This is a genomic window from Streptomyces sp. NPDC087300 (assembly GCF_044744425.1).
Taxonomy (GTDB): Bacteria; Actinomycetota; Actinomycetes; order Streptomycetales; family Streptomycetaceae; genus Streptomyces.
Window position 1 is genome coordinate 197285 of the sequence record NZ_JBIUYI010000008.1, and the last position, 14719, is coordinate 212003.

The 14719-nt window shown below is 72.6% G+C and carries 14 protein-coding genes; 12 read left to right on the forward strand and 2 right to left on the reverse strand.

Annotation, left to right across the window (positions count from 1 at the left end):
- The first annotated feature begins 3 nt into the window (after window positions 1–3).
- From ACIO9J_RS31705 to ACIO9J_RS31720, 4 genes are all read left to right on the forward strand, one after another.
- A complete protein-coding gene (locus ACIO9J_RS31705; RefSeq protein WP_359355132.1) occupies window positions 4–783 on the forward strand; it encodes a 3-oxoacyl-ACP reductase in 780 nt (259 codons plus the stop codon).
- A gap of 114 nt (window positions 784–897) precedes the next feature.
- Window positions 898–2214, forward strand: a complete 1317-nt coding sequence (locus ACIO9J_RS31710) for a haloacid dehalogenase-like hydrolase (protein WP_402007202.1) — start codon at window positions 898–900, stop codon at window positions 2212–2214.
- Window positions 2215–2236: 22 nt separating this feature from the next.
- Entirely contained in the window at window positions 2237–3559 is a 1323-nt protein-coding gene (locus ACIO9J_RS31715) for a haloacid dehalogenase-like hydrolase (protein ID WP_402007204.1), read from the forward strand.
- Between the two features lie 110 nt (window positions 3560–3669).
- Window positions 3670–4635, forward strand: a complete 966-nt coding sequence (locus tag ACIO9J_RS31720) for a DUF2510 domain-containing protein (RefSeq protein ID WP_402007206.1) — start codon at window positions 3670–3672, stop codon at window positions 4633–4635.
- A 23-nt stretch (window positions 4636–4658) separates the two neighbouring features.
- On the opposite strand, the gene ACIO9J_RS31725 is transcribed toward ACIO9J_RS31720, so the two are convergent.
- A complete protein-coding gene (locus tag ACIO9J_RS31725; protein WP_402007208.1) occupies window positions 4659–5909 on the reverse strand; it encodes an amino acid deaminase/aldolase in 1251 nt (416 codons plus the stop codon).
- 1201 nt (window positions 5910–7110) lie between these two features.
- On the opposite strand from ACIO9J_RS31725, the gene ACIO9J_RS31730 reads away from it, so the two are divergent.
- From ACIO9J_RS31730 to ACIO9J_RS31740, 3 genes are read left to right on the forward strand one after another with little or no spacing between them, the layout of a single operon-like run.
- Window positions 7111–8298, forward strand: coding sequence for a hypothetical protein (locus ACIO9J_RS31730; protein WP_402007210.1), 1188 nt, complete (start codon window positions 7111–7113; stop codon window positions 8296–8298).
- Window positions 8295–9479 carry a type VII secretion-associated serine protease mycosin gene (gene mycP, locus ACIO9J_RS31735; RefSeq protein WP_402007212.1) on the forward strand — a complete coding sequence of 395 codons (1185 nt, stop codon included), beginning with the start codon at window positions 8295–8297 and terminating at the stop codon, window positions 9477–9479. Before ACIO9J_RS31730 ends, mycP begins: the two co-directional genes overlap by 4 nt.
- A gap of 9 nt (window positions 9480–9488) precedes the next feature.
- The gene (locus tag ACIO9J_RS31740) at window positions 9489–10223 is read left to right on the forward strand and encodes an SseB family protein (RefSeq protein ID WP_402007215.1); all 735 of its coding nucleotides are present in this window, start codon (window positions 9489–9491) and stop codon (window positions 10221–10223) included.
- Window positions 10224–10248: 25 nt separating this feature from the next.
- Here ACIO9J_RS31740 and ACIO9J_RS31745 read toward each other — a convergent pair whose 3' ends face one another.
- Window positions 10249–10635, reverse strand: coding sequence for a DUF1844 domain-containing protein (locus tag ACIO9J_RS31745; RefSeq protein ID WP_402007216.1), 387 nt, complete (start codon window positions 10633–10635; stop codon window positions 10249–10251).
- 382 nt (window positions 10636–11017) lie between these two features.
- Here ACIO9J_RS31745 and infC point away from each other — a divergent pair, with 382 nt between their 5' ends.
- From infC to ACIO9J_RS31770, 5 genes are all read left to right on the forward strand, one after another.
- The gene (infC, locus tag ACIO9J_RS31750) at window positions 11018–11680 is read left to right on the forward strand and encodes a translation initiation factor IF-3 (protein ID WP_199843524.1); all 663 of its coding nucleotides are present in this window, start codon (window positions 11018–11020) and stop codon (window positions 11678–11680) included.
- Between the two features lie 112 nt (window positions 11681–11792).
- Window positions 11793–11987 (forward strand): 50S ribosomal protein L35, encoded by a 195-nt coding sequence (gene rpmI / locus ACIO9J_RS31755; protein WP_003947156.1) that lies wholly within the window; start codon window positions 11793–11795, stop codon window positions 11985–11987.
- A gap of 97 nt (window positions 11988–12084) precedes the next feature.
- Window positions 12085–12471: a 50S ribosomal protein L20 gene (rplT, locus tag ACIO9J_RS31760; RefSeq protein WP_055546593.1), complete on the forward strand. Its 387-nt coding sequence runs from the start codon at window positions 12085–12087 to the stop codon at window positions 12469–12471.
- A 156-nt stretch (window positions 12472–12627) separates the two neighbouring features.
- Entirely contained in the window at window positions 12628–13473 is an 846-nt protein-coding gene (locus ACIO9J_RS31765; RefSeq protein WP_402007219.1) for a TrmH family RNA methyltransferase, read from the forward strand.
- Between the two features lie 53 nt (window positions 13474–13526).
- A complete protein-coding gene (locus tag ACIO9J_RS31770) occupies window positions 13527–14669 on the forward strand; it encodes an ATP-binding protein (RefSeq protein ID WP_402007221.1) in 1143 nt (380 codons plus the stop codon).
- Window positions 14670–14719 lie beyond the last annotated feature (50 nt).

The following is a 14719-nucleotide window of genomic DNA, read 5'->3' on the forward strand; positions in this document are numbered from 1 at the left end:
CCCATGTCAGAAAACATCTGCCGCCGCCTCGTGGGCCGTACCGCCGTCATCACCGGCGCCGGCAGCGGCATCGGCCTCGCCACCGCGCGCCGCCTCGCCTCCGAGGGCGCGAACGTCGTCTGCGGCGACATCGACGAGAGCGCGGGCAAGGCCGTCGCCGACGAGGTCGGCGGGACCTTCGTGAAGGTCGACGTGACCGACGCCGAGCAGGTCGAGGCGCTCTTCAAGACGGCGTTCGACACCTACGGCTCCGTCGACATCGCCTTCAACAACGCGGGCATCTCGCCGCCCGACGACGACTCGATCCTGGACACCGGCCTCGAAGCCTGGAAGCGCGTCCAGGACGTCAACCTCACCTCCGTGTACCTGTGCTGCAAGGCCGCCATCCCCTACATGCGGCGCCAGGGCAAGGGCTCCATCATCAACACCGCCTCGTTCGTGGCCAGGATGGGCGCGGCGACCTCGCAGATCTCCTACACGGCCTCCAAGGGCGGCGTGCTCGCCATGTCCCGCGAGCTCGGCGTGCAGTTCGCCCGCGAGGGCATCCGCGTCAACGCGCTCTGCCCGGGGCCCGTCAACACCCCGCTCCTCCAGGAGCTGTTCGCCAAGGATCCCGAGCGGGCCGCGCGCCGCCTCGTGCACATCCCCGTGGGCCGCTTCGCCGAGGCCGAGGAGATGGCGTCCGCCGTGGCGTTCCTCGCCAGCGACGACTCCTCGTTCGTGAACGCCACCGACTTCCTCGTCGACGGCGGTCTCACCGGGGCGTACGTCACCCCGCTCTAGGGCCCGTCCGCCGGACCGGCCCAGGCCCCACCGGCAGTTCACCCCGCAGCCACCCACCCGTCAGCCGGGCGTCGCGCGACGCCCGGCTGACCTGCGTAAACCTGGAGCGTGTTCGTGAACTTCAAGCGCCGCGCCGCAGCGGCCACCGCAGTCCTCGCCGTCGCCGGAGCCGGTCTCGTCACCGTCCAGGCCACCGCGGAAGCCACCCAGCCCACCGCTCACCAGCGGCCCAGGACCTGTCCCGACCTCACCGTCTCCCAGGGCTGGTACGGCGCGAACAAGGCGCGGCTCGAGGAGATGATCGACCGGTACGGCCACTGCGGTCCGCAGCGCCACAAGGGCGGTGCCAAGCCGGTCGCCACCTTCGACTGGGACAACACAGTCATCAAGAACGACATCGGTGACGCCACCATGTTCTGGCTGCTGCGCAACGGCAAGATCCGTACGCCCGAGCGCGGCGACTGGCGCACCACCAGCCGCTATCTGACCGGCACCGCCGCCAAGGCCCTGGCGAAGGCCTGCCCGGCCACCGGCACCACCCTGCCCACGCACCGGAACACCGCCTGCGCCGACGAGGTGCTCTCCGTCTACAGCGAGGGCACCACCACCGCGGGCAAGGCGGCCTTCGACGGCTTCGACCACCGCCGCATGGAGCCGCAGTACGCCTGGCTCGCCCAGCTCACCCGCGGCTGGTCCACCCGCCAGGTCAAGGAGTTCGCGGCCGCCGCCCGCAAGGAGAACCTCAAGGCGCCCATCGGCACCGAACAGCGGGTCGGCACCGGCAAGGTCACCGGCTGGGTCCGCTACTACGACCAGCAGCGCGACCTGATCCGTACGCTCAAGAAGGCCGGGTTCGATGTGTACGTCGTCTCCGCTTCGCCCGAGCCGATCGCCGAGGTGTGGGGCAAGGGCGTGGGCGTCGACGCCCGGCACACCATCGGCATCCGCAACGTCACCGCGCACGGCAAGCACACCGCCCACCTGAAGGGCTGCGGCACCGTCAGGGACGGCGACGACTCGATGATCACGTACATCGACGGCAAGCGCTGCTGGATCAACAAGGAGATCTTCGGGGTGCGCGGCGCGGCGGCCGAGAAGGTCCAGCCGGCCGCGCGGCGCCAGGTGTTCGCGGCGGGCGACTCCGACACGGACATCTCGTTCCTGCGCGACGCCACCGCCCTGCGGCTCGTCCTGAACCGCAACAAGAACGAACTGATGTGCCGCGCCTACGAGAACGGCGACGGCCGCTGGCTGGTCAACCCCATGTTCATCGAGCCCAAGGGCAAGAAGACCGACCCCTACCCCTGCGCCACCACCGGCTACACCGCGCGGGACGGCTCCGCGGGCCCGGTGCGCCGCGCGGACGGCTCGGTGATCCCCGACCAGAAGGACACGGTGTACGGGGCGTCGGCACCGTCGTCAGCGCGGTAGGACTGATGTACGGTCCACTCACATGCGTAACAGAAACATTTTGGCGCTGACCCTGGCCTCGGCCGCCGCCCTCGCGGCGGCCGCGTCCACGGCTCTTCCCGCGGCCGCCGCCACGGCCGCGCACCCCGCGAACTCCCGCACCGTGCACGGGGATTGCCCGCAGCTCTCGAAGAAGCTGGAGTGGTACGGCGCCAACCGCGCCAAGCTCCAGCGGACCATCGACGAGCGCGGCACCTGTGCCAACCCCGACCTGGGGCACGGCAGGAGCAAGCGCCCGGTCGCCGCGTTCGACTGGGACAACACCGTCACCAAGAACGACGTGACCGACGCGACCATCGCCTGGTCGCTGCGGCACGACAAGATCCTGCGCCCCAAGACCTGGAAGTCCACCAGCAAGTGGATGACCGACGACGCCGACCGCGCGCTCACCAAGGCGTGCGGCACCAAGGTGCCCGTCGGCAAACCGCTGCCCACCTCCACCAACACCGCCTGCGCCGACGAGATCTTCGAGGTGCGCGAGGACGGCAAGACGATGAGCGGCGCCGCCGCCTTCGCGGGGAAGTGGGACCACCGGCACACGGTCCCGCAGTACGCCTGGGTGCCGCAGCTCTTCGCCGGGCACACCGTCCCCGAGCTGGAGTCCTACGCGGCCAAGGCCCGCAAGGAGGCGCTCGCCGCCCCTGTCGGCGCCACCCAGACCGTCGGCACCCACGAGATCCCCGGCTACGTCCGCTACTACGACCAGCAGCGCGACCTCATCCGTACGCTCAAGAAGGCCGGGTTCGACGTCTACATCGTCTCGGCGGGCTCGGAACCGGTCACCGAGGTCTGGGCCGCGGGCAAGGGGGGTGTGGGCATCGACCGCGAGCACACGGTCGCCATCCGCTCCGTCCTGGACCGCAAGGGCCGCATCACCACCTGGAACCAGGGCTGCGGAGGCGTCCCCGTCAACAAGGGCGAGGCCATCCCGTACATCGACGGCAAGCGCTGCTGGATCAACCAGGAGATCTTCAAGATCAAGGGCAAGAAGGCCTGGGACAAGCAGGACTTCAGGCACCGCATCGCGCTCGGCGGCGGCGACGCCGACACGGACGTGACGTTCGTCGGCGACGCGACGGGCTCGCACCTCGTCCTGAACCGCAACAAGAGCGAGTTCATGTGCCGCGCGTACGACAACGCGGACGGACGCTGGGTCGTGAACCCCATGTTCATCGAGCCGCTGCCGCAGAAGAGCGGCACCTACCCCTGCGCGAGCGCCGCGTACAACGAGCACGACGGGAGCAAGGGCCCGGTGCTGCGCGACGACGGCTCGGTGGTGCCCGACCAGCGGGACTCGGTCTACTGACGATCCGCGCCCCGCAAGGGGCGCGGGGAACCGCGCGACCAGCCACGTCCGGCCCGCGGATTTCGCTCCGGCCTTCCTCTGCCGCCCAGCGAAGCGCCTAGAGTGCCGGGATGAGCATGTCGCCGTCGCCCGGCTGGTACCCGGACCCCCACCAGCCCTCCGTCGAGCGCTGGTGGGACGGGACCGCGTGGACCGAGCACCGGCGTGGTCCCGGGGCCGCCCAACAGGCCCCGGGACAGCAGGGGTTCGGCCCCGCCGACCCCGCGGCGACCGCGGTGATGGCCCCCGTGGGGAGCGGCGGCGGCGCCCGCACGAAGGTCGTCGCGCTGACCGTCGCCGCCGTCGTCCTGGTGGCCGCGATCGTCACCGGCGCCGTCTTCCTCACCGAGGACGACGGGGACCCCCGGGGCGGCACGCCCGCGCCGACCGGGCCCGTGTCGGAGGAGCCCGAGCCGACGGCGACGAAGTCGTCGGCGACCTCGACGGCCGACCCCGACCCGGACACGCTCGTCGACGACCTCAACGGCGTCACGCTCCCCGTCCCCGACGGCTGGGAGAAGGACGCCGACACCTTCGGCGGCGGCGCCACCATGCAGACCCCGGACATCGTCGACTGCCCCGGCGACGCCGGCCTCTGCCGCGAGGGCGTCGTCACGTCGAGCACCGTGACGGACTCCGACGAGACCGACCCCGAGAAGATCGCCCGCGGCGACATCGAGGACGCCGCGAACGCCGCCTACGACGAGGACAAGCTGGACAAGCAGCCCTACGGCGGCATCACGCGCCACGAGAAGCTCAAGGAGGGCCAGATCGCGGTCGCGGGCCGCACCGGCTACTACGTGCGCTGGCGCGTGCACACCGCCAAGGGGGACGGCGGTTACGTCCAGTCCCTGGCGTTCGCGTCGAGCGTCGGCTCGGAGTCGATGGTCATCGTCCGCTTCTCCGTCGGCGCGGGGAAGGGGGCGCCGCCGGTCTCCGTCATGGACGACATCACCCGGGGGATCAGGTCGGTCGACGACAGCGCGACCGGCGGCGGCGTGGGCAACAGCCTCGGCCCCGCCACGCCCACGCCCTAGTGCCCTTCTGGCGGCGGCTCCCGCTACAGGAACGTGCGGCCCTCGCCGCGGTACGTCGGCACGCTCGCCGTCACCTCGTCACCCGTCACCAGGTGCAGCGTGTCGAACCGCTCGCACAGCTCACCGGCCTTCGCGTGCCGGAACCACACCTTGTCGCCGATCAGCAGATCGTCGGCGGGCGGGCCGTGCAGCGGCGTCTGCACCTCGCCCGCGCCCTCCTGCGGGTCGTAGCGCAGCCCTTCGGGCAGGTACGGCACCGGCGAGCGGTCCGCGCCCGCGACGCCCGACGCCGGATAGCCGCCGCCGAGCACCGTCACGACCCCCACGCCCGGCCTGCGCACCACCGGCTGCGCGAAGAGCGCGGCCGGGCGCCCGCTGAACGACGTGTAGTTGTCGAAGAGCCGCGGCACGAAGAGCCCGGACCCCGCGGCGATCTCCGTCACCGCGCGCTCGGCCGCGGTGTGCTGCACGCTGCCGGTCCCGCCGCCGTTCACGAACTCCAGGTCCGGCGCCACCCGCCGCACCGCGGCGATGGTCTCGCCGCGGCGCGCGGCGAGCTCCTTGCGGGCCGCGGCCTGCATCATCCGGATCGCCCTCGACCGCGCCGGATGCCCCTCGACCGCGTCGCCGACCCCGGCCACATGACCCTCGTACGCCATCACGCCCACCAGCCGGAACCCCGGCCGCCTGGCGATGGCGCGGGCCAGCGCCGCGACCTGGACCGGCGAGTGCAGCGGGGAGCGCAGCGCGCCGATCCGCACCTTGCCGCCGAGCGTCTTGAAGGAGGTGTCCAACTCCAGGCACACCCGGACCTCTTCGGTGCCGCCGCCCCGCGCCTCGTCGATCAGCCGCAGCTGGGCCGGGTCGTCGACCATCACGGTCACGGCTGCCGCGAGCTTCGGGTCGGCGGTCAGCTCCGCGAAGCCGGAGCGGTCCGCCGACGGATAGGCGAGCAGCACGTCGTCGAAGCCGGAGCGGGCCAGCCAGAGCGACTCGGCGAGCGTGAACGACATGACTCCGGCGAACCCCTCGCGGGCCAGGACCCGTTCGAGCAGGGCACGGCAGCGCACGGACTTGCTCGCCACCCGGATCGGTTTGCCGCCCGCCCGGCGCACCAGGTCGTCGGCGTTGGCGTCGAACGCTTCCAGGTCGACGATGGCGACGGGGGCGTCGAGGTGTGCGGTGGCCCGGTCGTAGCGGGCCCGGTCTGCGGTGTTCCGCGGCGCGCAGCGCCTCGATGAGGGGCGGTGGCCGGGAGACGGGCGGGCTGTCATGGCCGAAGCCTGCCAGACGCGATTACCCGAGGGTAGGGGGATGATCCGGGCAGATCGCCCGGGGGTGCGGACTGGGTTCCCTGGTGGCCTGGGTCTGCCCGTAGAGTGACGCGCACGGAGCCTCGCCGGGCCGAGCGTTCCGGCCGGGCCGAGCGCGAGGAGACGGGGGAGCATGAGCACGGAGGCGCCTCGCAGCCCCATTCCGCCGCGCCCCGGCACGCCGCCGCCCCGCCCCGGCACCCCGGCGGACGCCGCCGACCAGGACCGCGACCCGGAACCGCCGCCCGCGCCTTCGGCCCGCTTCCCCGACGTCCCGCCCCCGGTCGACCGCGACTGGGTCCTCGGCAGCCCGCGCCCGCGCGCCGCGTCCGACGACGAGTCCGGCACGGCGGCCCGCATAGAGGACCTGCTGGCCCCCTTCGAACAGGCCCGCGCGGAACGCGAGGCCGCCGGCGCCCTCCCCGAAACCCCGCCCCCACCCCCGGCATCGGCCCGCCTGCCCGACACCCCACCTAGGGCCACGCCCCCGACGCCCACCCCGGACGCCCCCGCCACCCCGACCGGACCCCACCCGACCCCACCCCACCCTCGCGCCGCCTCCGACATACGCGAATCCCCCACCGCGAACCCCGAACACCCGCCGCGCCCTGAGACGCCACCGCGCGATGCTTCCGTCGTACGTGATGTGCCCGGTGGGACGGGCGGGGCCCGGGTCGACGGCGTCGCTCCGCCGCGCCCTGCGTCTCCTCCGCGCGGTGGGGGTGGGGTGTCTGTCATACGTGAAGTGCCCTGTGAGACCGGCGAGTTCCGGTCCGACGGCGTCACTCCGCCGCGCCCTGCCGTGCCTCCGCGCGGCGCGGGTGACGCTGCCGCTCCGCCTCGGCCCGCCGCACCTCCGCGCGGCACGCGCGAAGCGTCCGTCGCAGGCGAAGTGTCCGGTCGGACCGGCGAGGTTCGGGCTGGCGCCGCCGCTCCGTCGGTCCCCGCCACGCCTCCGCGTGCCGCTTCCGTCGCAGGCGAAGTGCCCGGTCGGACCGGCGAGGTTCGGGCTGGCGCCGCCGCTCCGTCGGTCCCCGCCACGCCGCCGCGTGCCGCTTCCGTCGCAGGTGAAGTGCCCGGTCGGACCGGCGAGGTTCGGGCTGGCGCCGCCGCTCCGTCGGTCCCCGCCACGCCGCCGCGTGCCGCTTCCGTCGCAGGCGAAGTGCCCGGTCGGACCGGCGAGGTTCGGGTCGGCGCCGCCGCTCCCTCGGTCCCCGCCACGCCGCCGCGTACCGCCTCCGTCGTACGCGAAGTCGCCGGTGTCGACAGGGCGGGATCCGGTGACGGCGACGCCATGTCGTCGCGGGCGTCCGTCGCCCCCGTGCTGCCCGCCGCGCCCAGACGTTCCGGCACCGGGCTGCCGCCCGCGCCCGGTGTGCCGCCCGAGGAGGCCACGGCCCGACTCCGGCCCGTCACCGAGGAGTTGGCGGATCCCGTGCCCGCTCCCCGTACGGGCGGGGAGCGGGCACGCGCCTCGGCCGCGCGCCGCGCCGTCGGCGCCGTCGACCTGACGCCGGGGCCTGACGCCGGACGGCCCTTCGTGTCGTTCGCGCGGCCCGCGCTGTACGACGACAGCACCACGCGGCTGCGGCCCGTGGGCGCCCGCCCCCGCGCCGCCGCGGCCGCGGCCTGTTTCGTCATCGGGCTCGGCCTCATCGGCGGTGCGGTGACCGGGAGTTGGCTGACCGACGACTCCGGCTCCACGGGCGGCACCCGCAGCGCGTACGCGGTCACCGGCGAGCTCTGGCACAGCGCGCCCGTCGACAAGCTCTTCCCGCCCACCCTCAAGGGCGAGGGCGCGGGCCCCGGCGGCGCCGACCGCGCCTGGACCCGGATCGCCGTCGCCCCGGACAGCAGATGCAAGGGCGCCTTCGACCCGCTCCTGAAGAAGGCGCTCGACCCCGTCGGCTGTCTGCGGCTGCTGCGCGCCACGTACACCGATGCCACCCGCAGCCATGTCACCACCGTGGGACTGCTGTTCACCATGGCCAACGCCGACGGCATGCGGTCCCTGCGGACCCGGTTCACCGAGGAGGGCCTGGACCGGCGCACCGATCTGATGCCCCGTCCGTACGCCGCCGAGGGCACCCCCGCCGAGGGCTTCGGCGACCGGCAGCGTGCCTCCTGGACCGTGTCCGTGCTCCCGGACGCCCCCGTCGTCGCGTACGCCGTCTCCGGATTCGCCGACGGCCGCGCCGTCACCGAACCGCAGGCCGCCACCGAGGCGATGGGCGCGGACACCACGTCGGCGCCCGCACAGGCCGGGCTCGGCTACGAGGCCAAGGGCATCGCCGACCGCGTCGAGCGGGGCCTGCGCAAGACCATCGCGGCAGCGGAGAAGAGCTCATGAGGACCCGTCGGCCGTTCCTCGTCGCGGCGGTCGCCGCCGCCCTGACCCTGGCGCCCGCCACCACCGCGTACGCCGACGACGGCATCCGCGCCCAGCAGTGGGGCCTGGCGGCCATGCACACGACGCAGGCGTGGCAGACCACCAAGGGCAAGGGCATCACCGTCGCGGTCCTGGACACCGGCATCGACTCCCGCCACCCCGACCTCGCGGGCAACGTCATCGAGGGCAAGGACATGGTCGGCTTCGGCGCGGGCCGCGGCGACCGCCCCTGGGCCAGGCACGGCACCGCGATGGCCGGGATCATCGCGGGCCACGGACACGGTCCCGGCCGCGCCGACGGCGTGCTCGGCATCGCCCCCGAGGCCAAGATCCTGCCGGTCCGGGTGATCCTGGAGGACGGCGACCCCGCCCGCAAGAAGGCCCGCAGCACCCGGGGCAACGCCCTCGCCGAAGGCATCCGCTGGGCCGCCGACCACGGCGCCGACGTCATCAACCTCTCCCTCGGCGACGACTCCAAGTCCGCCCACCCCGAACCGGCCGAGGACGCGGCCGTGCAGTACGCCCTGAAGAAGGGCGTCGCCGTCGTCGCCTCCGCGGGCAACGGCGGCAAGCTCGGCGACCACGTCTCCTACCCGGCCGCCTACCCGGGCGTGATCGCCGCCACCGCCGTCGACGCGAACGGCGAGCGCGCCGCCTTCTCCACCCGCCGCTGGTACGCCACCGTCGCCGCGCCCGGCGACGACATCGTCATCGCCGACCCCGACGGCGAGTACTACGAGGGCTGGGGCACCAGCGCCGCGTCCGCCTTCGTCTCGGGCGCCGTCGCCCTGATCCGCGCCGCGCACCCGGACCTGGCCCCCGCGCAGATCAAACAGCTCCTGGAGGACACCGCGAGGGACGCCCCCGCGGGCGGCCGCGACGACTCCCGCGGCTACGGCCTCATCGACCCCGCGGCCGCCCTCGCCAGGGCGGGCAAGATCAAGCCGGCGGGGCTGCACGCGGCGGCGTACGGGGAGAAGTACTTCGGCGCGGGGCCCGACCCGGCCGGTTTCGAGGACGGGCCCGCGGGCTGGGTGAGCCCGGTCGCGGGCGGCACGGGCCTCGCCCTGCTGGCCGCCGCCGTCTATCTGTGGCGGGGCAGGCGCGGCCCGGCCCGAAAGCGCCCCGGCCTGCCTCTGTAGGGTCGGAGCGTGGCGAACAAGAACATTCCCGACCCCGGTTTCTCCGACGACGACGGGACGGCGGACCCCCGGCTCGCTGCGGCGCTCGCCGCCTGGTCGCAGGACCGCACGGCCCACGGCCCGGTCCTCGAAGCGCTCGCAGGAGCCCGGCTCCTGGTCCCCGTCGTCGCCGTGCTCGGCGAGGTCGAGGAGGACGAGAACGGCCTGCGCCGCGAGAAGACCAGTGACATGGCGGTGCCCACCCTCAAGGCGGGCGAGCGCACCGCGCTGCCGGCCTTCACCTCGACCGAGGCCCTGGCCCTGTGGGACCCCGCGGCGCGCCCCGTCGCCGTCCCCCTGCACCAGGCGCTCCAGGCCGCCGCCCACGAGCGGGCCGACACGATCGTGCTCGACCTCGCGGGACCCGTGCCCTACGAGCTCGGCAGGTCCGCGCTGCTCGCGCTCGCCGAGGGCCGCGCGAGCGCCGATCCGCTCGCCGATCCGGCCGTCAGCGCCGCCGTGCGCGCCGCCGTCGCCGCCGAGCCCGCCGTGCTCCGCGCCCACCTGGGCCCCGGCGACTCCGACGGCACCCTCGCCCTGGTCCTCGACCCCGCGGCCGACCCGGCCGAGGCGGCCCAGCGGGTGGCTCGGCGCATCGCCGCCGACGAAACACTGAGGGCCCGCCTGGTGCGCGGCCTCGACCTGGCACTGCTGCCTGTCGAGGCGACGCCGCCGGGCGAGCCCCTCTACGTGCGGACGGTGTGACGGGCCGGACGTCCGGCCCGCAGGATCAGCCGAAGACCGGTCCCGTGTACTTCTCGCCGGGGCCCTGACCCGGCTCGTCCGCCACCAGCGACGCCTCGCGGAACGCCAGCTGCAGCGACTTCAGGCCGTCCCGCAGCGGGGCCGCGTGGAAGGAGCTGATCTCCGTGGCGGACGCGTCGAGCAGCCCGGCCAGGGAGTGGATCAGCTTGCGGGCCTCGTCCAGGTCCTTGTGGCCCTCGCCGCCCTCGGCGAGGCCCAGATTCACGGCGGCGGCGCTCATCAGGTGGACCGCGACCGTGGTGATCACCTCGACCGCGGGGACGTCCGCGATGTCACGGGTCAAGGTGTCGAAGTCGGGAGAATCAGAGACCGAGCCGGTGGGGGACTCGGGGGAAGGGGTCGCGTCGCTCATGTCCCACACGATAAGCCGAGCCCCCGGCGGACCCGGTCCACGGGCCAGTGGTTAGCGGCACGGCCGGGGTGCTGCTAACCTTGTGTAACGACCGGCCGGAGACCCGCGTGCCAACGCAAGGATCCGGCCCACAAGTGGAGGCTCCGATCTCCCACCTGGCCGCTCCTAGGAGCGGCGGGTCACCGGTCAGGCGGTCGAAGCCTTCGAGGCTTCGGGCCGCCCGATGTGCGCCCCGCGATCACCGCGGAGGTGCTCCGGTAGTACGTGGAGCCCCTTCAGTGATCGGTCGGGGCATTTTTTATGGCCTCGCTCGGTTGGTCCAGATAACAGACGTAACGCGGCTGTCCGCCAGACGGTCGCGTGGTGCTACCGAGGAGGATCCATCAGCGCCGAGCCCCGCATCAACGACCGGATTCGCGTTCCCGAGGTGCGACTTGTCGGTCCCAGCGGCGAGCAGGTCGGGATTGTTCCGCTTGCCAAGGCCCTGGAGCTTGCGCAGGAGTACGACCTTGACCTGGTCGAGGTCGCGGCGAACGCCCGTCCGCCCGTGTGCAAGCTCATGGACTACGGGAAGTTCAAGTACGAGTCGGCCATGAAGGCCCGTGAGGCGCGCAAGAACCAGGCGCACACGGTCATCAAGGAGATGAAGCTCCGGCCGAAGATCGACCCGCACGACTATGACACCAAGAAGGGTCACGTCGTCCGGTTCCTCAAGCAGGGCGACAAGGTCAAGATCACGATCATGTTCCGTGGTCGCGAGCAGTCCCGCCCCGAGCTGGGCTTCCGACTGCTGCAGCGTCTCGCTTCGGACGTCGAGGACCTCGGGTTCATCGAGTCGAACCCGAAGCAGGACGGCCGAAACATGATCATGGTTCTCGGTCCGCACAAGAAGAAGACCGAGGCGATGGCCGAGGCCCGTGAGGCCCAGGCGGCTCGCAAGGCGGACGCGAAGGCCAACCCGGGCCGCTCGCAGAACTCCGCCGAGGACGAGGAGCTTTCCGAGGCTCCCGCCGAGGCCCCGGCCGAGGCTCCCGCCGAGGCCTGATCCCCCCCGGACGCAAGTCCAGGGAGATCGCCAACTGACACATCTGGTGCTCCCGGATGCCCGGTTTCACGACCGGGCATCGGAGTGCCACTGACGAGGAGAGAACGGCGCTATGCCGAAGAACAAGTCGCACAGCGGTGCCAGCAAGCGCTTCAAGATCACCGGCTCCGGCAAGGTGCTCCGTGAGCGCGCCGGCAAGCGCCACCTGCTCGAGCACAAGTCGTCCCGTCTGACGCGTCGCCTCACCGGCAACGCCGAGATGGCCCCGGGCGACGCCAAGAAGATCAAGAAGCTTCTCGGCAAGTGAGCTCGGGTGCCGGACACGGCACCTGACCTCTGACCGGGACCCAATCGATACCGGGTCGTGTGAGTCCAACCACGGCCCCGCTGCAAGGAGTTAAAAAGTGGCACGCGTCAAGCGGGCAGTAAACGCCCACAAGAAGCGTCGGGCGATCCTCGAGGCGGCCAGCGGTTACCGCGGCCAGCGGTCGCGCCTGTACCGCAAGGCCAAGGAGCAGGTCACCCACTCCCTGGTCTACAACTACAACGACCGCAAGAAGCGCAAGGGCGACTTCCGTCAGCTGTGGATCCAGCGCATCAACGCCGCTGCCCGCCAGAACGGCATGACGTACAACCGCCTCATCCAGGGTCTGAAGGCCGCCAACATCGAGGTGGACCGCAAGATCCTCGCCGAGCTGGCCGTCAACGACCAGAACGCGTTCGCCGCGCTGGTCGAGGTCGCGCAGAAGGCGCTGCCCTCGGACGTCAACGCGCCCAAGGCCGCTGCCTGAGCCGTGCGTTTCTGAGCGCCCCCCGGACCCGTAGGCCATCCGTGGCTTGCGGGTCCGAGTGCGTCCGCCGTCCTTTCTCCGCGGGCCGGCGGGGGCTGGTCGCGCAGTTCCCCGCGCCCCTGAAGGGGCGCCCCCGTTATCCACGAAGGTGAGTTCATGGTCGACGCTCCTGAGTTGATCTCTCCCAAGTCCCCCCGCGTCAGTGCCGCCCGGCGGCTCGCCAAGCGGAATTTCCGGGGGAAGGAGCGGCTGTTCCTCGCCGAGGGGCCGCAGGCCGTGCGGGAGGCCGCCGCGCACGAGGAGACGCTCGTCGAGCTGTTCGCCACCGTCGACGCCGCCGAGCGCTACGCCGACATCGTGGGCGAGGCCCGTGCCGCGGGCGCCCGGGTGCACCTCGCCGACGAGGACGTGATCGCCGACATCTCGACGACCGTGACGCCGCAGGGACTCGTCGGTGTCTGCCGGTTCCTGGACACGCCCTTCGAGGAGATCCTCGCGGCCAAGCCCAAGCTCGTCGCCGTCCTCGCGCACGTCCGCGACCCCGGCAACGCGGGCACCGTGCTGCGCTGCGCCGACGCGGCGGGCGCCGAGGCCGTCGTCCTGACCGACGCCTCCGTGGACCTCTACAACCCCAAGTCCGTGCGGGCGTCCGTCGGTTCACTGTTCCATCTGCCGGTGGCCGTCGGCGTACCCGTCGAGAAGGCCGTACAGGGTCTCAAGGACGCGGGCGTACGCATCCTGGCCGCCGACGGCGCGGGCGACGACGACCTCGACACGGAACTCGACAAGGGCACCATGGGCACCCCCACCGCCTGGGTCTTCGGCAACGAGGCCTGGGGACTGCCGGAGGAGACCCGCGCACTCGCCGACGCCGTGGTGCGTGTTCCGATCCACGGCAGAGCCGAAAGCCTCAACCTCGCGACCGCCGCCGCCGTGTGCCTCTATGCCTCCGCCCGTGCACAGCGCGCCGCCGGAGGGTGCCGCTCCGTCACATCGAGCTAGTAGTGTGACGTGCTCGGGGCCCACTGCACGGTCCAAGAGGTGGGGTAAGGGGAATGAGCGTCGGCACCAGCAGAGCACCGGGAGTACCGGACTTCGTCCGTACCCGCGCGGAGCGCGGCGGTCCCGGTGACCTCGGCGGCCTCGGCCTCGACCCCGACGAGCTGCCCGACGGGCTCGTCGTCGCGGACGAGACGGGCCACGTCATCTGCTTCAACGCGGCGGCGGTCCGGATCACCGCGGTCCGCGCGGCCGACGCCCTCGGCGCCCCCCTGGAGCGCGCCCTCCCTTTAGAGGACCTGGAAGGCCGCCGCTGGTGGCAGCTGACCGATCCCTACGGCGGCCTCGCCATCCGCGTCGGCCAGCCCGAGCGCAACCTCCTGCTGCCCGGCGGTCGTGAGGTCCTCGTCTCCGCCCGCTACGTGCGCACCGCCCGCACCGGGCCCGTCCGCCGCGTCGTCGTCTCCCTCAGGGACACCGAGGCCCGCCGCCGCACCGAGCGCAGCCACGCCGAGCTGATCGCCACGGTCGCCCATGAGCTCCGCTCGCCGCTGACCTCCGTCAAGGGCTTCACGGCGACCCTCCTCGCCAAGTGGGAACGGTTCACCGACGACCAGAAGAAGCTGATGCTGGAGACGGTGGACGCGGACGCCAACCGCGTCACGCGGTTGATCGCCGAGCTCCTCGACATCTCCCGTATCGACTCCGGACGCCTGGAGCTGCGCCGCCAGCCCGTCGACATAGGCGCGGCGGTCGGCAGGCACATCCAGGCGTACGTCGCCGCGGGACAGGACGCGGACCGCTTCCTGCTGCGGGTCCAGCAGCCGCTGCCCGATCTGTGGGCGGACCCCGACAAGGTCGACCAGGTGCTCAGCAACCTGATCGAAAATGCGGTGCGGCACGGCGAGGGAACCGTCACCATCGACGTGGCGCCCTTCTCGTCACCGCGCGAGCGGGGCGGCGCAGAGACCGCCGTGACCGTGAGCGACGAGGGTCCCGGCATTCCGGAGGAATCCATGGGCCGCGTCTTCACCCGCTTCTGGCGGGGCAGCAAGCGCGGCGGGACAGGACTGGGGCTGTACATCGTGAAGGGCATCGTGGAAGCGCACGGCGGGTCGATCACCGTCGGCCGTGCCCCCGGCGGCGGTGCCCAGTTCCGATTTACGTTGCCCGTGAGCACTCCGGCGTATCTCCTCTGATCCGCCCGAGCACCGCCCGCGGGCTCTTTCACCTGCGTCACCCCCGTTAG